The organism is Gordonia sp. 852002-51296_SCH5728562-b (assembly GCF_001665475.1).
Classification (GTDB): Bacteria; Actinomycetota; Actinomycetes; order Mycobacteriales; family Mycobacteriaceae; genus Gordonia; species Gordonia sputi.
This window is the reverse complement of sequence record NZ_LZMI01000034.1, coordinates 15628-30459: the sequence shown is the minus strand read 5'-3', so window position 1 is coordinate 30459 and position 14832 is coordinate 15628. Positions and strand designations below refer to the sequence as shown.

Annotated in this window: 15 protein-coding genes and 1 pseudogene; 9 read left to right on the top strand and 7 right to left on the bottom strand. The window is 65.7% G+C overall.

The genetic code is table 11. The features are described from left to right. Window positions 1–120 precede the first annotated feature (120 nt). Window positions 121–807 carry an MBL fold metallo-hydrolase gene (locus A5766_RS06390; RefSeq protein ID WP_039856967.1) on the bottom strand — a complete coding sequence of 229 codons (687 nt, stop codon included), beginning with the start codon at window positions 805–807 and terminating at the stop codon, window positions 121–123. A gap of 290 nt (window positions 808–1097) precedes the next feature. Here A5766_RS06390 and uvrA point away from each other — a divergent pair, with 290 nt between their 5' ends. After that, the gene (uvrA, locus tag A5766_RS06385; protein ID WP_064903880.1) at window positions 1098–3980 is read left to right on the top strand and encodes an excinuclease ABC subunit UvrA; all 2883 of its coding nucleotides are present in this window, start codon (window positions 1098–1100) and stop codon (window positions 3978–3980) included. A gap of 47 nt (window positions 3981–4027) precedes the next feature. Here uvrA and A5766_RS06380 read toward each other — a convergent pair whose 3' ends face one another. Beyond that, window positions 4028–4459: a LysE family transporter gene (locus A5766_RS06380; RefSeq protein ID WP_267625576.1), complete on the bottom strand. Its 432-nt coding sequence runs from the start codon at window positions 4457–4459 to the stop codon at window positions 4028–4030. Between the two features lie 45 nt (window positions 4460–4504). After that, window positions 4505–4687, bottom strand: a complete 183-nt coding sequence (locus A5766_RS23780) for a hypothetical protein (RefSeq protein ID WP_082965463.1) — start codon at window positions 4685–4687, stop codon at window positions 4505–4507. A gap of 68 nt (window positions 4688–4755) precedes the next feature. Between A5766_RS23780 and A5766_RS06375 the strand changes: the two genes are divergently transcribed. Beyond that, window positions 4756–5184: an Lrp/AsnC family transcriptional regulator gene (locus tag A5766_RS06375; protein ID WP_005208922.1), complete on the top strand. Its 429-nt coding sequence runs from the start codon at window positions 4756–4758 to the stop codon at window positions 5182–5184. Window positions 5185–5243: 59 nt separating this feature from the next. Here the strand turns inward: A5766_RS06375 and A5766_RS06370 are convergent, their stop codons facing one another. From A5766_RS06370 to A5766_RS06360, 3 genes are all read right to left on the bottom strand, one after another. Further along, window positions 5244–5630, bottom strand: a complete 387-nt coding sequence (locus A5766_RS06370; protein ID WP_005208921.1) for a hypothetical protein — start codon at window positions 5628–5630, stop codon at window positions 5244–5246. A gap of 106 nt (window positions 5631–5736) precedes the next feature. Continuing rightward, window positions 5737–6036: a DUF1540 domain-containing protein gene (locus A5766_RS06365; protein ID WP_005208919.1), complete on the bottom strand. Its 300-nt coding sequence runs from the start codon at window positions 6034–6036 to the stop codon at window positions 5737–5739. A 157-nt stretch (window positions 6037–6193) separates the two neighbouring features. Beyond that, the gene (locus A5766_RS06360; protein WP_005208917.1) at window positions 6194–6634 is read right to left on the bottom strand and encodes a DUF1844 domain-containing protein; all 441 of its coding nucleotides are present in this window, start codon (window positions 6632–6634) and stop codon (window positions 6194–6196) included. Between the two features lie 261 nt (window positions 6635–6895). Here A5766_RS06360 and infC point away from each other — a divergent pair. The 4 genes and pseudogenes from infC (at window position 6896) to A5766_RS06340 (ending at window position 9121) form a co-directional block, all read left to right on the top strand. After that, window positions 6896–7550: pseudogene (infC, locus tag A5766_RS06355) on the top strand (translation initiation factor IF-3). 105 nt (window positions 7551–7655) lie between these two features. Continuing rightward, window positions 7656–7850, top strand: a complete 195-nt coding sequence (rpmI, locus tag A5766_RS06350; RefSeq protein WP_005208912.1) for a 50S ribosomal protein L35 — start codon at window positions 7656–7658, stop codon at window positions 7848–7850. Window positions 7851–7890: 40 nt separating this feature from the next. After that, window positions 7891–8271 (top strand): 50S ribosomal protein L20, encoded by a 381-nt coding sequence (gene rplT, locus A5766_RS06345; RefSeq protein WP_005178731.1) that lies wholly within the window; start codon window positions 7891–7893, stop codon window positions 8269–8271. Window positions 8272–8326: 55 nt separating this feature from the next. Beyond that, window positions 8327–9121 (top strand): TrmH family RNA methyltransferase, encoded by a 795-nt coding sequence (locus tag A5766_RS06340; RefSeq protein ID WP_005208910.1) that lies wholly within the window; start codon window positions 8327–8329, stop codon window positions 9119–9121. Window positions 9122–9136: 15 nt separating this feature from the next. Here the strand turns inward: A5766_RS06340 and A5766_RS06335 are convergent, their stop codons facing one another. After that, window positions 9137–9595 (bottom strand): SRPBCC family protein, encoded by a 459-nt coding sequence (locus tag A5766_RS06335; RefSeq protein WP_064903899.1) that lies wholly within the window; start codon window positions 9593–9595, stop codon window positions 9137–9139. A gap of 76 nt (window positions 9596–9671) precedes the next feature. Here A5766_RS06335 and A5766_RS06330 point away from each other — a divergent pair, with 76 nt between their 5' ends. The 3 genes from A5766_RS06330 to pheT all read left to right on the top strand — a co-directional run bounded on the left by A5766_RS06330 (window position 9672) and on the right by pheT (window position 14804). Next, window positions 9672–11018 carry an acyltransferase family protein gene (locus tag A5766_RS06330; protein WP_064903878.1) on the top strand — a complete coding sequence of 449 codons (1347 nt, stop codon included), beginning with the start codon at window positions 9672–9674 and terminating at the stop codon, window positions 11016–11018. A gap of 192 nt (window positions 11019–11210) precedes the next feature. Then, window positions 11211–12272, top strand: a complete 1062-nt coding sequence (gene pheS / locus A5766_RS06325; RefSeq protein ID WP_005208904.1) for a phenylalanine--tRNA ligase subunit alpha — start codon at window positions 11211–11213, stop codon at window positions 12270–12272. A gap of 57 nt (window positions 12273–12329) precedes the next feature. Beyond that, complete coding sequence (pheT, locus tag A5766_RS06320; protein ID WP_005208903.1) at window positions 12330–14804, top strand: phenylalanine--tRNA ligase subunit beta; 2475 nt, start codon at window positions 12330–12332, stop codon at window positions 14802–14804. Window positions 14805–14832: the final 28 nt, after the last annotated feature.

Below are 14832 nucleotides of genomic sequence, written 5' to 3'. Positions count from 1 at the left end.
GCGTCAGTCGATCACGCTCTGGACTGGGTCGGCGGCGCTCTTTCGAGGCTACCTGTCCGGTGCAGAGGCGCTCGGTGGAGTTGATGATCTGGCGCAAGTGGTGTGCGTGTAGGCCGGTTCTCACCAGCCGCGTTCGCGCCATTCGTCCAGCGACGGACGTTCGGTGCCGAGGGTCGTGTCCTTGCCGTGGCCGGGGTACACGACGGTCGAATCGGGATAGCGCTCGAAGAGCTTGGTCTCGACGTCGTCGACGAGAGTGTCGAAGTCGCCTGGCGCCCACGTCTTTCCGACGCCGCCCGGGAAGAGGGAATCGCCGGTGAAGAGGTGGACGACGCCGCTTGCGGGATCGGTGAGGGCCAGCGCGATCGATCCGGGCGTGTGGCCGACGAGGTGGATTGCGTCGAAGGTCAGGTCACCGACGGTCAGGACGTCGCCGTCGTCGAGGAGGATGTCGGGGGTCACGGGCAGTTCAGGAGCGTCGATCCGGCCTGCTGCAGTCGGCGCGCCTGTCGCTGCCGCGACGTCGGCGAGTGCCTGCCAGTGGTCGTAATGCTGGTGCGTGGTGAAGATCGTGCGCGGAGCGCCGTCGAGTTCGTCGAGCACACCGCGGATGGTGTCCGCGTCGTTGGCGGCGTCGATGATCAGTTGGTCTCCGGTCGCGGCGCTGGTGACGATGTAGACGTTGTTGTCCATGGGCCCGACCGAGATCTTCACGATCGAGGCGTTGCTCAGCGTGCGGCGCTGCGGGCCGGTTTCGGACAGATCGCCGGTGTAATCGTCGGTGATGGTGAGGTTGGACGAAGTCATGAACTCAGCGTAGCCACGCAGGTCGACGGGGCGGACGTGGATGGGAACACCTGGTGGGCCGCGTATCGTTGACAAGTGTTGTGACGCCGCCTGGAGACCGCCGGCACGGCGTCGAGAATTCTTGTCGGTGGCTGCCGTTATGGTGAGCCGCGGACACGCCTAACGAGACAGACACGCCCGACGAGACACCGGTCGACGATCGGTGCCCAGCGGCGGCCGGATGCGCGGCCATCCCGCGCAGGGGCTGGCCAAGAAGTATGGACCAGCCGAGATATGTGGATAGGACTGTAGTGGTTGATCGTTTGATCGTCCGTGGTGCCCGCGAACACAACCTTCGCGGTGTCGATGTGGATCTGCCCCGCGACAGCCTCATCGTGTTCACCGGACTCTCGGGTTCGGGGAAGTCGTCGCTGGCTTTCGACACGATCTTCGCCGAGGGCCAACGACGCTACGTGGAGTCACTGTCTGCGTATGCGCGGCAGTTCTTGGGCCAGATGGACAAGCCCGACGTCGACTTCATCGAAGGTCTCTCGCCCGCGGTGTCGATCGACCAGAAGTCGACGAACCGAAATCCTCGCTCGACGGTCGGCACGATCACCGAGGTCTACGACTACCTGCGCCTGCTCTACGCACGCGCGGGTGTCGCGCACTGTCCGATCTGTGGTGCCGAGATAGCCAAGCAGACACCCCAGCAGATCGTCGATCAGGTGCTTGCGATGGACGAGGGCACCCGTTTCCAGGTTCTCGCCCCGGTCGTCCGCACCCGTAAGGGTGAGTTCGTCGATCTGTTCGCCGAACTGCAGACCCAGGGCTTCTCGCGTGCGCGCGTCGACGGCAAGATCCATTCGCTGACGGATCCGCCCAAGCTCAAGAAGCAGGAAAAGCACGACATCGATGTCGTCGTCGACCGGCTTGTCGTGAAGCCGAGCGCCAAACAGCGTCTCACCGACTCCGTCGAGACGGCCCTGCGGCTGGCCGACGGCATCGTCGTCCTCGACTTCGTCGACGTCGAGGAGAACGATCCCCACCGCGAACGACGATTCTCTGAGCGCATGGCCTGCCCGAACGGGCACCCGATCGCCATCGACGACCTCGAGCCGCGGTCGTTCTCGTTCAACTCGCCGTATGGCGCGTGTCCCGAATGCGACGGCCTCGGGATTCGCAAGGAGGTCGACGAGGACCTCGTCGTGCCCGATCCCGACCTCTCACTCTCCGAGGGCGCCATCGCACCCTGGTCGACCGGACATAACGCCGACTACTTCCTGCGACTCATGTCCGGTCTGGCCGACGAGATGGGATTCGACGTCGACACCCCGTGGAAGAAGTTGCCTGCCAAGGCGCGGAACGCGCTGCTCAACGGCAGCGAACACCAGGTGCACGTCAAATTCCGCAACCGGTACGGACGGACACGGTCGTACTACACCGAGTTCGAGGGCGTCATGGCGTTCCTCAACCGCCGCATGGATCAGACCGAATCCGAACAGATGAAGGAGCGGTACGAGGGCTACATGCGCGACGTTCCGTGCCCTGTCTGTCAGGGTGCGCGGCTGCGTCCGGAGATCCTCGCGGTGACGCTCGATCATCCCGAATACGGACCGAAATCGATCGCCGAGGTGTCGGCGCTCTCGGTGGCCGACGCCGCGGGTTACCTCGGCGGATTGAAGCTCGACAAACGCCAGCAGGCGATCGCGGGCCGCGTCCTCAAAGAGGTGCAGGCACGCATCACGTTCCTCCTCGACGTCGGACTCGACTACCTGTCGCTGTCCCGTGCCGCAGGGTCGCTGTCGGGTGGCGAGGCACAGCGAATTCGCTTGGCCACTCAGATCGGTTCGGGGCTTGCCGGTGTGCTCTACGTCCTCGACGAACCGTCGATCGGACTGCACCAGCGCGACAACCGTCGACTGATCGACACCCTCACGCGCCTGCGCGATCTGGGCAACACGCTGATCGTCGTCGAACACGACGAGGACACGATCCGCGCAGCGGATTGGATCGTCGACATCGGTCCGCGAGCGGGCGAGCACGGCGGCAAGGTGGTGCACTCCGGTAGTTACAAGGATCTGCTGAAGAACCGGAAGTCGCTGACGGGCAACTATCTGTCCGGCCGCGAGACGCTTCCGGTCCCGGCGATCCGTCGGCCGATCAACAAGAATCGGCAGCTCACCGTGGTGGGAGCGCGCGAGCACAATTTGCGCGGCATCGACGTCTCATTTCCGCTCGGCGTGCTCACCGCGGTCACCGGTGTGTCCGGATCCGGAAAGTCGACGCTGGTCAACGACATCCTCGCGACGGTCCTGGCGAACAAGCTCAACGGTGCGCGTCAGGTTCCGGGCAGGCACACCCGTGTGAACGGTCTCGGCAACCTCGACAAGCTCGTGCAGGTCGATCAATCGCCGATCGGTCGGACACCGCGCTCGAATCCGGCGACCTACACGGGTGTCTTCGACAAGATCCGCACGCTGTTCGCAGCGACGACCGAAGCGAAGGTGCGCGGCTACCAGCCAGGACGGTTCTCGTTCAACGTCAAGGGCGGACGCTGCGAGGCGTGCCAGGGCGAGGGAACCATCAAGATCGAGATGAACTTCCTGCCCGACGTCTACGTTCCCTGCGAGGTGTGTCACGGTGCGCGGTACAACCGCGAGACCCTCGAGGTGCACTACAAGGGCAAGACCATCTCGGAGGTTCTCGACATGCCGATCGAGGAGGCCGCCGATTTCTTCGAGCCGGTCACCTCGATCCACCGCTACCTCAAGACGCTCGTCGACGTCGGCCTCGGATACGTCCGTCTCGGTCAACCCGCCCCGACACTCTCGGGAGGCGAGGCCCAGCGCGTCAAACTGGCCGCTGAGCTGCAGAAACGGTCGGCAGGCCGAACCGTCTACATCCTCGACGAGCCGACGACAGGCCTGCACTTCGAGGACATCAAGAAGCTCCTCGACGTCATCAACGGACTGGTCGACAAGGGCAACACGGTGATCGTGATCGAGCACAACCTCGACGTCATCAAGACTGCCGACTGGGTCATCGACATGGGACCAGAAGGTGGAACGGGCGGTGGCACGGTGATCGCCGAGGGGACTCCCGAAGACATCGCGGAGACGCCGGGAAGCCACACCGGGAAGTTCCTCGCCGACGTGCTCGAGACAGGGGAGCCGGTCGCGACTGCCGGCTGATTCGTGTTTGCGGTCCCGATCAGCCGGTCTCGTCCAGCCGATCTGGTCTAGTGCAGTGATGCCGCGATCAGTGACACGCCCAGCAAAGCGACGACGGCGTTTCCGGCGATGATCGTGAGTCGACGGCCGCTGCCGGTTATCCGAGTACCGGCGGCCGCCCCAGCGATCGCCAGAACCGCCTGCCACAGCAGGGAACCGAGGCCGACCCCGGCCACGAATAGTGCTGCGCCGCAACCACTTATGTGGCCCCCGCTCGGCAAGGCGACAGCTGGTACGGCAATGGATGCGAAGTAGATGAGCGTCGCCGGATTCATCGCGGTCAACCCGACGAACATGAGGTAGCGGTGCCCCTTCGTCGACTGAGCACGGCTCGACGTCGACTGGGCACGGCTCGACGTCGACTGGGCACGGCTCGACGTCGAGTGTGCGCGGAATATGGCGTGCGCCCCCACGAGTAAGAGCACGCTGCCGCCGACGATGCCGGGATACGGGCCGAGACGGCTGATGAACGGTGCGATCGCCGCTCACGGTGTGGCCGCGGCGGCGTAGACGGCGTCGACCGTCGCGACCCCGGCCGCGGCCTCGAGTGCACTGCGCACACCGCGCTCGGCTCCTTCGAGCATGAGCATCACACCGATCGCACCGAGCGGCATCGCAATACCGAAACCCGCCACGAGACCGAGTGTGAGTGCGTGGATCACCGACATCTGACCACCATCGACCGCGGTTGATGACGATGCCTAAAGAATGTCGCTTCGACTGAAATATTTTCGATGTGGACCCGATCGACCGACAGATCATAGAGGTACTTCGCCATGATGGTCGCGCATCGTTCAGTGCGCTCGGTCGGCTTGTGGGGCTTGGAACCAACAGTGCCGCAGCGCGGGTGCGACGCCTCGAGCGCGACGGTGTCATCCTCGGCTATCGCGCGGTGATCAGCACCGATGACGCACCGTCACCGGCCGGGATCGAAGCGTTCATCGACGTACGGCTGCACCCTGATCGCGACTCGGAGGAGTTCTTGCGGTGGGCGCAACGTGAGGCGATGGTGCGCGACGCGGTCCACGTGACCGGCCCTTACGACTACCTGCTGCAGGTATCGGTGGCCGACACCGCGGGACTCGACAGACTGCTTCGGCGGCTCAAGAGCGACGCCGGTGCCGCGCAGACCCAGACGCGCATCGCGCTGCGGCCGGATCACTGACTGGGTTCGCCGCCGGCGCGAGGTTCACCGAGGCCGGGGGAGAAGAGTGGTGGGGAGTGTCAGTGCCCCATGGACTTTCGGATCTCGTCGAGCTTCTTCTTCGCGGCCTCGTCGCGCTTGCGCATCATGTCGTCGACGCCCTGGCCCTCGGGCGTGCCCTCAGCCAACTCCTGGGAACCGATCGCGGTCGAGATGCGCTTCTCGATCTTGTCGCGGACGAAATCGAAACTCGGCACACCCTGCTCGCTGTAGTCGGGATCGATATGCCCGGGACTCGAAATGGTCGTCGAGCCGGGAAAGCTAGATCCGGGAGAGGCGGTGTCGACGACTTCCGTTTCCAGGATCTCGGCGTCGATGACCTCTCCCACGGGCTCTGTGCCGTCGGCCGGGGAGGTTGTCCGCGTCGGATCGGCCGGGTCGTGGTCGTGCGCACCTTCGGAGGTCATGGATTCAGGCTAGCCCGCATACGAAACGACGGACGCCGCGCTGGTCACAGAATGACCCGCACGACGTCCGTCGAGGGCTGCAGAGTGGTCTGGTGACGCGAAGCCGTCAGCGAGGGGAGTAGGTGAGGCAGTTCGCGGTGTCGGAACTCTCGCCTGCACCGATACGGACCGCGGTGGCCGTGCATTCGAGATTCGCGTTGTGCTCGCAGTCGACCCGCTGGCATGCGCCGACCTGGGTGGAGACGCGGTCGAGGCCGCCGCGAGTTGTCAGGGGGATGAACGTCGCGCAGTCGGCAGTGCCGTTGGTTCCGCTGACGTTGATCGCGAACGCGTGACAGCCGTCGTGGTTGTAGGAACACTCACTGACGGTGCATTCGGCGACATGTGGCATTTCGAGCGTGGCCATCGTGAACTCCTGGATCGAGGTTGGCGGGCGGGTATCTGCCCTGCCTTCCAATCTAGGTGAGTCCGTTGACCCTTTCCAGCAAGCAAGGCTGCCTGACCTGCGAAAACGTTAGGTAAGCGCTACCTACATCGCGGTGAATTCGCGGCCAACGCGAGCGTCACCGACGACGGTCTCGAACCGGTCCGGTGTACTTCTCGCCGGGGCCTTCGCCAGGCTCGTCCGGGTATGCGCTCGCATCGCGGAACGCCAGCTGCAGTTGCTTGAGGCCGTCTCGGATGGGGGCGGCGTGCACGCCGAGATCTGGTTTGGCCGCGTCGACGAGCCCGGCCAGTGCGGTGATGAGTTTGCGGGCTTCATCGAGATCCGCGTCGTCCTCGGATGCCCCCGGCGCCAGGCCGAGCTTCTCCGCCGACGCGCTCATCAACATGACGATGGCCCGGGTCACGACCTCGATCGAGGGAATGTCGGCCATGTCACGGACGTTGTCATCATCGTCTGTGGAAGTAGTCACGTCCGGACGCGCGGAATCGTTGTTCGGAACGCCGGTGAGGTCGTCACCTGCATCGTCGCCCGAAGGCGAATAGGTGTTCTCGGGCATGACTGATAGACTTTCATAGCACGACCGCCCCGGTTGGCGCCGGGGTCGCAAGTGGAGTTCCGCTCCCACCGCTACGACGCGTCGAATATGTGCGCTTGCCGCACACGCGATTCACGCAGTTGTACGGTCCGGTCCCGCCGATAGGCGTGGTCTTTCCACGCCGTCGGCGATGCGCATCCAATGGTGTGCAGACCGGTCGGTATCGGAGCCCTGACGATGGTGAACACCATCTCGGGGCTCTTCTGCTGAGAGCCCCTTTCCATGCGCGGCCACCGACCACTCCGCGACGGCCACCCCTGTCAGGTTTTATCAAGGAGGCCCCATCAGCACTGAGACCCGCATCAACGAGCGCATCCGCGTACCGGAGGTCCGACTCGTCGGACCGAATTCGGAGCAGGTGGGCATCGTGCGTGTTGAAGATGCGCTGCGCCTGGCCTACGAGGCCGACCTGGACTTGGTCGAGGTCGCACCCGACGCCCGTCCGCCGGTGTGCAAGATCATGGACTACGGCAAGTTCAAGTACGAAGCAGCGCAGAAGCAACGCGAGTCGCGTCGCAACCAGCAGTTGACCGTCATCAAGGAGCAGAAGCTCCGGCCGAAGATCGACGACCACGATTACGAGACCAAGAAGGGTCACGTCATCCGGTTCCTCGAGGCAGGCTCGAAGGTGAAGGTCACCATCATGTTCCGCGGGCGCGAACAGTCGCGACCCGAGCTCGGATACCGACTGCTGCAGCGCCTCGGTAACGACGTCGCCGATTACGGCTTCATCGAGACCTCGGCCAAGCAGGACGGCCGCAACATGACCATGGTCCTCGCCCCGCACAAGGGCGCGAAGACCCGCGTGAAAGCGCAGCAGACTCGTGACGACCGCGCGCCCCGCCAGCAGGGCGCCAAGGACGACACGGCCAGCTAAGCCGATGCGGTCCGTGAGAACGGACCGTCGGAGAACCACTGCGGACGCATACCGCACCCGACAACCGCGGGTGTGGCTTGCGTCCGCTCGAATGAAGGAAAGAACATGCCGAAGAGCAAGACCCACAAGGGCACAGCCAAGCGCTTCAAGGTGACCGGCAGCGGAAAGATCGTCCGCCAGAAGGCCAACCGTCGCCACCTCCTGGAGCACAAGTCCTCTCGCCGTACCCGTCGTCTCGACGGCATCGCCGTGGTGAGTGAGAACGACGCACCGCGTATCAAGCGACTGCTCAACCGCTGACGCACCCGACCACCACATCTGACGAACAAGAGGAACTGACATGGCACGCGTGAAAAGGGCTGTCAACGCCCAGAAGAAGCGTCGTTCGACGCTGGAGGCCTCCAAGGGATACCGCGGGCAACGCTCGCGCTTGTACCGCAAGGCCAAGGAGCAGCAGCTCCACTCGATGACTTACGCCTACCGGGACCGTCGCGCCCGCAAGGGTGAGTTCCGCAAGCTGTGGATCGCGCGTATCAACGCTGCGGCCCGCGCCAACGACATCACCTACAACCGCTTCATCCAGGGCCTCAAGGCCGCTGGTGTCGAGGTTGACCGCAAGGTGCTCGCCGACATCGCCGTGACCGACCCCGAGGCCTTCACCGGCCTGGTCGAGGTTGCCCGCAAGGCGCTGCCGGCCGACGTCAACGCTCCCGCAGCCTGAGCGTTCACATCGAACACGTCGCACACGACCCGCGAGTGATCACGGACATCATCTGATGGAGATCCTGTCCGAACGATCCTCGCGGGTCGTGTCGTATGCAAAGCTCCATCGGGCGTCGGCACGGCGTGCCGAGGGACGTTTCCTCGTGGAAGGCTCCAATGCGGTTGCCGCCGCCCTGGAGAGCGGTCGGGCACTGCAGGTCCTCGTCCGCGAGAGTGACGCCGACCGGCACGCCGACGTCCTCGGCGACGCATCCGGCGCAGGCATCGACGTCGTCGGACTGTCGGATCGAGCCGCCGGGAAACTCTCGGAAGCGACGACGCCGCCCGGAATCTTCGCTCTCGCCGAGTTGCTCGACGCGTCGCTTGGCGACGTGCTGTCGTCCGGTCCACGCCTACTGGCTGTGGCCGTCGAGCCGCGTGAACCAGGTAATGCCGGGACGCTGATCCGCACAGCCGACGCGATGGGCGCCGACGCCGTGCTGTTGCTCGGCGATGCGGTGGACCCGCACAACGGGAAGTGCGTACGCGCGAGCGCGGGCAGCGTCTTCCATCTGCCGATCGTGCGGGAGCGAGACGTCGACGCGGCGCTGTCGTCGGTGAGGTCGGCAGGCATCACGATCCTCGCGACGTCGGCCGACGGTGAGCTCGTGCTCGACGACGCCTCAGACGTCCTCGCCGAGCCGACCGCCTGGCTGTTCGGCAACGAGGCTCACGGGTTGTCCGCACCACTCGCGCGGGCGGCCGACCACCGGGTGTCCATTCCGATCCGCGGTCGCGCCGAGAGCCTCAATCTCGCGTCGGCAGCGTCGATCTGTCTCTACGAGAGCGCGCGAGTACAAGCCCGCTAGGTTGTAGCGCAGCGCTCACGCCTCGGCGATCTGTTTGATCCTGGCGAGAGTGGCAGGAATTCCCTCCGCCGCCGCGACGAGGCGAATCCTCATCTGGTCATCGGCGTCGTCGCCATACTTCTCGTGGAAGAACTCTTCGCCGGTGTCAGAGAAGGCGGTGTACTCGGTGAGCCGTGTGCTGCCGTCTCCGGCGGCCGCGACTCGATAGCCCCACTTCGTGCCGCTCGTTCCGATTGTCCATTCGAAGCGAGTGGCGGGTTCGTCGACGGTCACGGTCGAGACGGTCGACCACTCGCGTACCGGCGTGCGGTTGTGACCTGTGAAGGTCGCGCCCGCGCCGCGCGCGGAACAGTCCCACTCACACGCGTGGCACTGTTCGCTCCACTCTCCGGTGCGCGTGACGTCGCTGATCAGCGCGTACACGTCCTCCGGGCTGCGCTCGACGACAACGGAATCTTCCAGTGTGTATCGCATGAGCGTCGAGTCTAGGGCGCAGGGCGGCACCGGCTGATCGAGTTGAAACGCATACGCGTGCTGAGTAGTTGCACCCATGATCGAACGGGCATGTCGGCGAAGACTTCTCGGAGTGCTGAACCACTCATCCCCGACCCCCGCGGTCGCAGAACTCGACGCGCTGACCGGCAACCGCGACCGCGTCGTCGATCTCATCCGGCTCACCTCACTGGTCGTCGTGATCGCCGGGCATTCGCTCATGTTGACCGTGTCGATCGCCGACGGTCGGCTCGTCCTCGGCAACACGCTCGCCGACGTTCCGCTTCTGCAGCCGATGACCTGGCTGTTCCAGATCCTTCCGCTGTTCTTCTTCGCAGGCGCCGCGGCGTCGACCTACGGGTGGCGTCCGGACACACGTCCCGGACAGTGGCTGTTGCGTCGTGTGCAGCGGCTTCTGCGTCCGGTCGGGTGGTACCTCATGGTCGTCCTGGTCGTCTACGGGGTGTCGACGCTGGTCGGTGCCACCGCCATCGCCGACGTCGTGGCACGCCTGGGAGTTCAGTTGCTGTGGTTCCTCGGCGCCTATCTGCTGGTGCTCGCCGTGATGCCGGTGCTCCAACGACTCTCGTCACGTCGCGCTGTGCTGTCGGCTCTCGCGGCCGCGTGGCTGGTGACGGCAGCCGTCGACACGCTTCGGATCGCCGTCGGAGCGTCGAGTCAGCTTGGTTACGTCAACTTTCTCAGCGTGTGGATCATCCCGGCGATCCTCGGCGTCGCGTATGCGAAGCGTCTGTTCACGACGGTCGAGGCGGCGCTGCTGGGTGTGACGGCTCTGGTCGTCGACATTGCGCTGGTGGCCCTCGGTCCGTACGAGGTGTCGCTGGTGACCGTCCCAGGGCAGCACTCGTCCAATATGAGCCCGCCGAGCCTGCTACTCGCTGGGCACACAGTGGTGCTGTGCACACTGGTCATCGCGTTGCGTGCGCCGCTGGCGCGAGTGGCCTCGCGCCCACGTGTCTGGTGGTGGGTCGTGCTCGGCAACCGTGGTGCGATGACCCTGTATCTGTGGCACCTGCCGGTGCTGGCGCTCATCATCGGCCTCTCCACGGTGTGTGGATTGCATCGCGATCCCCACGCCCTGTTCTTCTGGCCGACGGTTCTCGGGACCACGACATGCCTGCTCGCGCTGATGATCCCGGTGACCGGTGTGCTGTCCGTCCTGGAGAACCGTCCGCTGCCGTGGTGGGACGCGCAGATCGTCGGCGGTTGGAGTAGACGACGCGACGCCCTCATCGTGACGCTTCTGGTGGTCGTCGGTGTCGCGACTCTGCTCCTGGCCGGTTCGGGGATCGTCGCCGGCTGGATGTGGTTGGTGGTCGGCGTCGCCGCCGCGATGGGCGCTCGGTGGTTGGGTCGGGCACCTGCGGGCTCCCGACGCTGCTGACCCGGGCGAATTGTGGATCGATCGTCGCGGGTTGGTGGGGGCGTCGAGGTAAGGCACCATGCCGGTCGACTAACCTTGACGAGGAACTATCACGGCCTCCGACCGGGCATTGCTGATCTGCTCTCGTCGTCATCGAGGTGGTCGTGATGAGTTCAGTCATCCGAAACAGCAAGTACGAGGAGACCGCCGACCGTGGCCAGCTCTGCCGACGATCACGCGCAGCCAACGTTCCCGAGCACCGAGGAACTCGACGTCGCGGCCGACGCCGCCGCTGCGGCATTTGCCGCGGCCGCTGATCTCGATGCGCTCGCGGCCGCCAAGACCGCACACCTCGGCGATCGTTCGCCGATCGCGCTCGCCCGTCGAGCTCTCGGTTCGCTACCGAAGGACCAGCGATCCGAAGCAGGCAAACTGGTCAACCAGGTTCGCGGCCGGGTCAACGCGGTCCTCGACGGTCGGACGTCGCAGCTGCAGGCCGAGCGCGACGCCGCGGTTCTCGTCTCCGAATCGGTCGACGTCACGCTGCCGAGTCGTCGACGTCCCGGCGGTGCACGTCATCCCATCACAGTGATCTCCGAGCAGGTCGCCGACGTTTTCGTCGGCATGGGGTGGGAGATCGCAGAGGGGCCCGAGGTAGAGACCGAGCACTACAACTTCGACGCCCTGAACTTTCTCCCGGATCATCCGGCGCGGTCGATGCAGGACACCTTCTACATCGCGCCCGAGGGGTCACGTCAGGTGCTCCGGACGCACACGTCGCCCGTGCAGGTGCGTTCGATGTTGTCGCGAGACCTTCCGATCTACGTCGCGTGCCCCGGCCGGACGTTCCGTACCGACGAGCTCGACGCCACCCACACGCCGGTGTTCCATCAGATCGAGGGCCTCGCCGTCGACAAGGGACTGACGATGGCCAATCTGCGCGGCACGCTCGAAGCGTTCGCTCGCGCGCTTTTCGGCCCCGAGACCACGACGCGTATGCGTGCGAGCTATTTCCCCTTCACCGAGCCGTCGGCCGAGGTCGACGTCTGGTTCCCAGCCAAGAAGGGCGGTGCGGGCTGGGTCGAATGGGGTGGCTGCGGCATGGTCAACCCGAACGTGTTGCGCGCCAGCGGAATCGACCCCGACGTCTACTCCGGATTCGCGTTCGGGATGGGACTCGAACGCACCCTGCAATTCCGCAACGACATCTCGGACATGCGCGACATGGTGGAGGGCGACGTCCGCTTCAGCCTCCCGTTCGGCCCGGCGGCCTGAGCCGGTCGACGCCGCAACCCGCACCGATTCCACTCGATGAAAGAAGTTGATTGACCGATGCGTGCACCGCAGTCTTGGTACACCGAGGTACTCCGTGCCGGCGATCCGACCTGGTCGGCGACCACTGAGGAGATCGACGCTGGTTTCGTCCGTGTCGGTTTCGAGATCGAAGACATCGAGTCGTTCCCCGAGATCACCGGCCCGCTGGTGATCGGGCGTGTCGAGCACATCGAGGAACTGACCGAGTTCAAGAAGCCCATTCGCTTCTGCCAGGTCGAGGTGGGGGAGTCGGAACCCCGCGGAATCGTCTGTGGGGCACGCAATTTCGCGGAGGGCGACCTCATCGTTGCCGCTCTGCCCGGAACCGTGCTGCCGGGGCCGTTCGAGATCGCGTCCCGTAAGACGTACGGGCACATCTCCGACGGCATGATCTGCTCGGTGTCCGAACTGGGCATCGGCACCGATCACAGCGGCATCCTCGTCCTGGCGCCCGGCACCGCCGAGCCCGGCGCCGACGCTCGCGAGGTTCTCGGACTCGACGACGCCGCGATCGACGTCAACGTCACCCCCGACCGTGGCTACGCGTTCTCGATCCGCGGACTCGGCCGCGAGCTGGCGAGCAGCTTCACCGTGCCGTTCGTCGATCCCGGTACCTCGGTCCCCGACATCTCGGTGTCCGACGGTGCGCCCTGGCCGGTGGCGATCGAGAAGGATTCCGGCGCAACCCGATACACCGCGCGACTCATCGAGGGCGTCGACCCGACTGCGGTCTCGCCGTGGTGGATGCAGAAGCGACTGATGGTTGCCGGGGTCCGCCCGATCTCCGCCATCGTCGACGTCACCAATTACGTGATGCTCGAACTGGGACAGCCGCTGCACGCCTTCGACGCAGACAAATTGTCAGGGACCATCACCGTCCGCAACGCGCGGTCGGGGGAGAAGCTGACAACGCTCGACGGCGTCGTACGCGAGCTCGATCCCGAGGACGTCGTCATCGCCGACGACAGTGGCCCAGTCGCACTGGCAGGCGTGATGGGCGGCGAGAGCACCGAGGTGGGCCCGCAGACCACGCGCGTTCTGCTCGAGGCGGCGACCTTCGATCCCGTCCGTGTCTTCCGGACCGGAAAGCGTCACAAGCTCACGTCGGAGGCGAGCAAGCGGTTCGAGCGCGTCGTCGACCCGGAGATCACCGCCGCCGGCTCTGACCGCGGAGCCGGCCTCATCGTCGAACTCGCGGGTGGTGCCATTGCGTCGCCACTCTCCGAGGAGCGGATCGCGGTTTCGGCGACCGCGCCCATCACGATCGCGGCCGACGAACCCGACCGCACGGCCGGGGTCACCTATCCGGCCGGCACCACCGCAGCTCGGCTCGTCGAGGTCGGGTGCACGGTCACCGGCACCGACCCGCTGACCGTCACGCCCCCGTCGTGGCGGCCGGATCTACGCCAGCGCGCCGACCTCGTCGAAGAAGTCTTGCGACTCGAAGGACTCGAAGACATTCCGGCCGTTCTCCCATCGGCTCCGGGCGGGCGCGGGCTGACGCCAACCCAGCGTCGACGCCGCAGCATCGGCCGTACGCTCGCGCTCGACGGTTACGTCGAGGTACTGCCGTTCCCGTTCATGCCCGCCGGCGTCTTCGACACCTGGGACCTGCCCGCCGGTGACGTTCGACGCCGCACGGTCAAGGTGCTCAACCCGCTGGAGTCCGACCGACCGGAGCTGAACACGACGCTCCTACCGGGGCTGTTCGAGATGGTCGCCCGCAATATTGCTCGCGGCCAGCGCGACCTGTCGCTGTACACGATCGGACAGGTCGTTCTCGCCACCGACCGCATGCGCCCGGTGGCCGAACTCGACGTGACCCGACGCCCGACCGCCGAGGAGATCGCCCAACTCGACGACTCGCTACCCGCTCAGCCACTGCACGTCGCGGTTGCGCTGACCGGGCTGCGTGATCCGGCGGGCCCGTGGGGTCCCGGAAGGCCCGGCGACTACCTCGACGCCTTTGAAGCGGCCCGCGAGATCGGCGTCGCCGCCGGGGTCGACGTCACCTTGGCGGCCGACACCTACGCGCCCTGGCATCCGGGTCGGTGTGCGGCCGTCGTCGTCGACGGTCGGGTCGTCGGACATGCCGGCGAGCTCCATCCCGCGGTGCTGGAACGTGCAGGGCTGCCGAAGCGGATGTGCGCCGTCGAGATCGACGTCGACGCGCTGCCGCTCGACGCGACACTGCCGGCGCCGCATATTTCGGTCTTCCCGGCGGTCCTCCAGGACGTTGCCGTCGTCGTGTCGGATGGCGTGCCCGCGGCAGACGTGGAGGCGTTGCTGCGCGAGGGCGCCGGAGAGCTTCTCGACTCCATCGAGCTCTTCGACGTCTTCACCGGTGCGCAGGTCGGCGAGGGCAACAAGTCGTTGACCTTCGCGCTGAAGTTCCGGGCGGGCGATCGGACCCTCACCGAAGACGAGGCGACCGCGGCCAAACTGGCTGCCGTGGCCCGCGCGACCGAGGGCGTCGGCGCGCGGCTTAGGTAGTTCGTGCCGTCGATAGCTTGCGGTAGCC

What these genes read in the sequence shown, in the direction of transcription:
- A5766_RS06390 (WP_039856967.1), bottom strand. Translation starts at nt 807, where the DNA reads ATGACTTCGTCCAACCTCACCATCACCGACGATTACACCGGCGATCTG.
- A5766_RS23780 (WP_082965463.1), bottom strand. Translation starts at nt 4,687, where the DNA reads ATGTCGGTGATCCACGCACTCACACTCGGTCTCGTGGCGGGTTTCGGT.
- A5766_RS06370 (WP_005208921.1), bottom strand. Translation starts at nt 5,630, where the DNA reads ATGACCTCCGAAGGTGCGCACGACCACGACCCGGCCGATCCGACGCGG.
- A5766_RS06365 (WP_005208919.1), bottom strand. Translation starts at nt 6,036, where the DNA reads ATGGCCACGCTCGAAATGCCACATGTCGCCGAATGCACCGTCAGTGAG.
- A5766_RS06360 (WP_005208917.1), bottom strand. Translation starts at nt 6,634, where the DNA reads ATGCCCGAGAACACCTATTCGCCTTCGGGCGACGATGCAGGTGACGAC.
- rpmI (WP_005208912.1), top strand. Translation starts at nt 7,656, where the DNA reads ATGCCGAAGAGCAAGACCCACAAGGGCACAGCCAAGCGCTTCAAGGTG.
- rplT (WP_005178731.1), top strand. Translation starts at nt 7,891, where the DNA reads ATGGCACGCGTGAAAAGGGCTGTCAACGCCCAGAAGAAGCGTCGTTCG.
- A5766_RS06340 (WP_005208910.1), top strand. Translation starts at nt 8,327, where the DNA reads ATGGAGATCCTGTCCGAACGATCCTCGCGGGTCGTGTCGTATGCAAAG.
- A5766_RS06335 (WP_064903899.1), bottom strand. Translation starts at nt 9,595, where the DNA reads ATGCGATACACACTGGAAGATTCCGTTGTCGTCGAGCGCAGCCCGGAG.
- A5766_RS06330 (WP_064903878.1), top strand. Translation starts at nt 9,672, where the DNA reads ATGATCGAACGGGCATGTCGGCGAAGACTTCTCGGAGTGCTGAACCAC.
- pheT (WP_005208903.1), top strand. Translation starts at nt 12,330, where the DNA reads ATGCGTGCACCGCAGTCTTGGTACACCGAGGTACTCCGTGCCGGCGAT.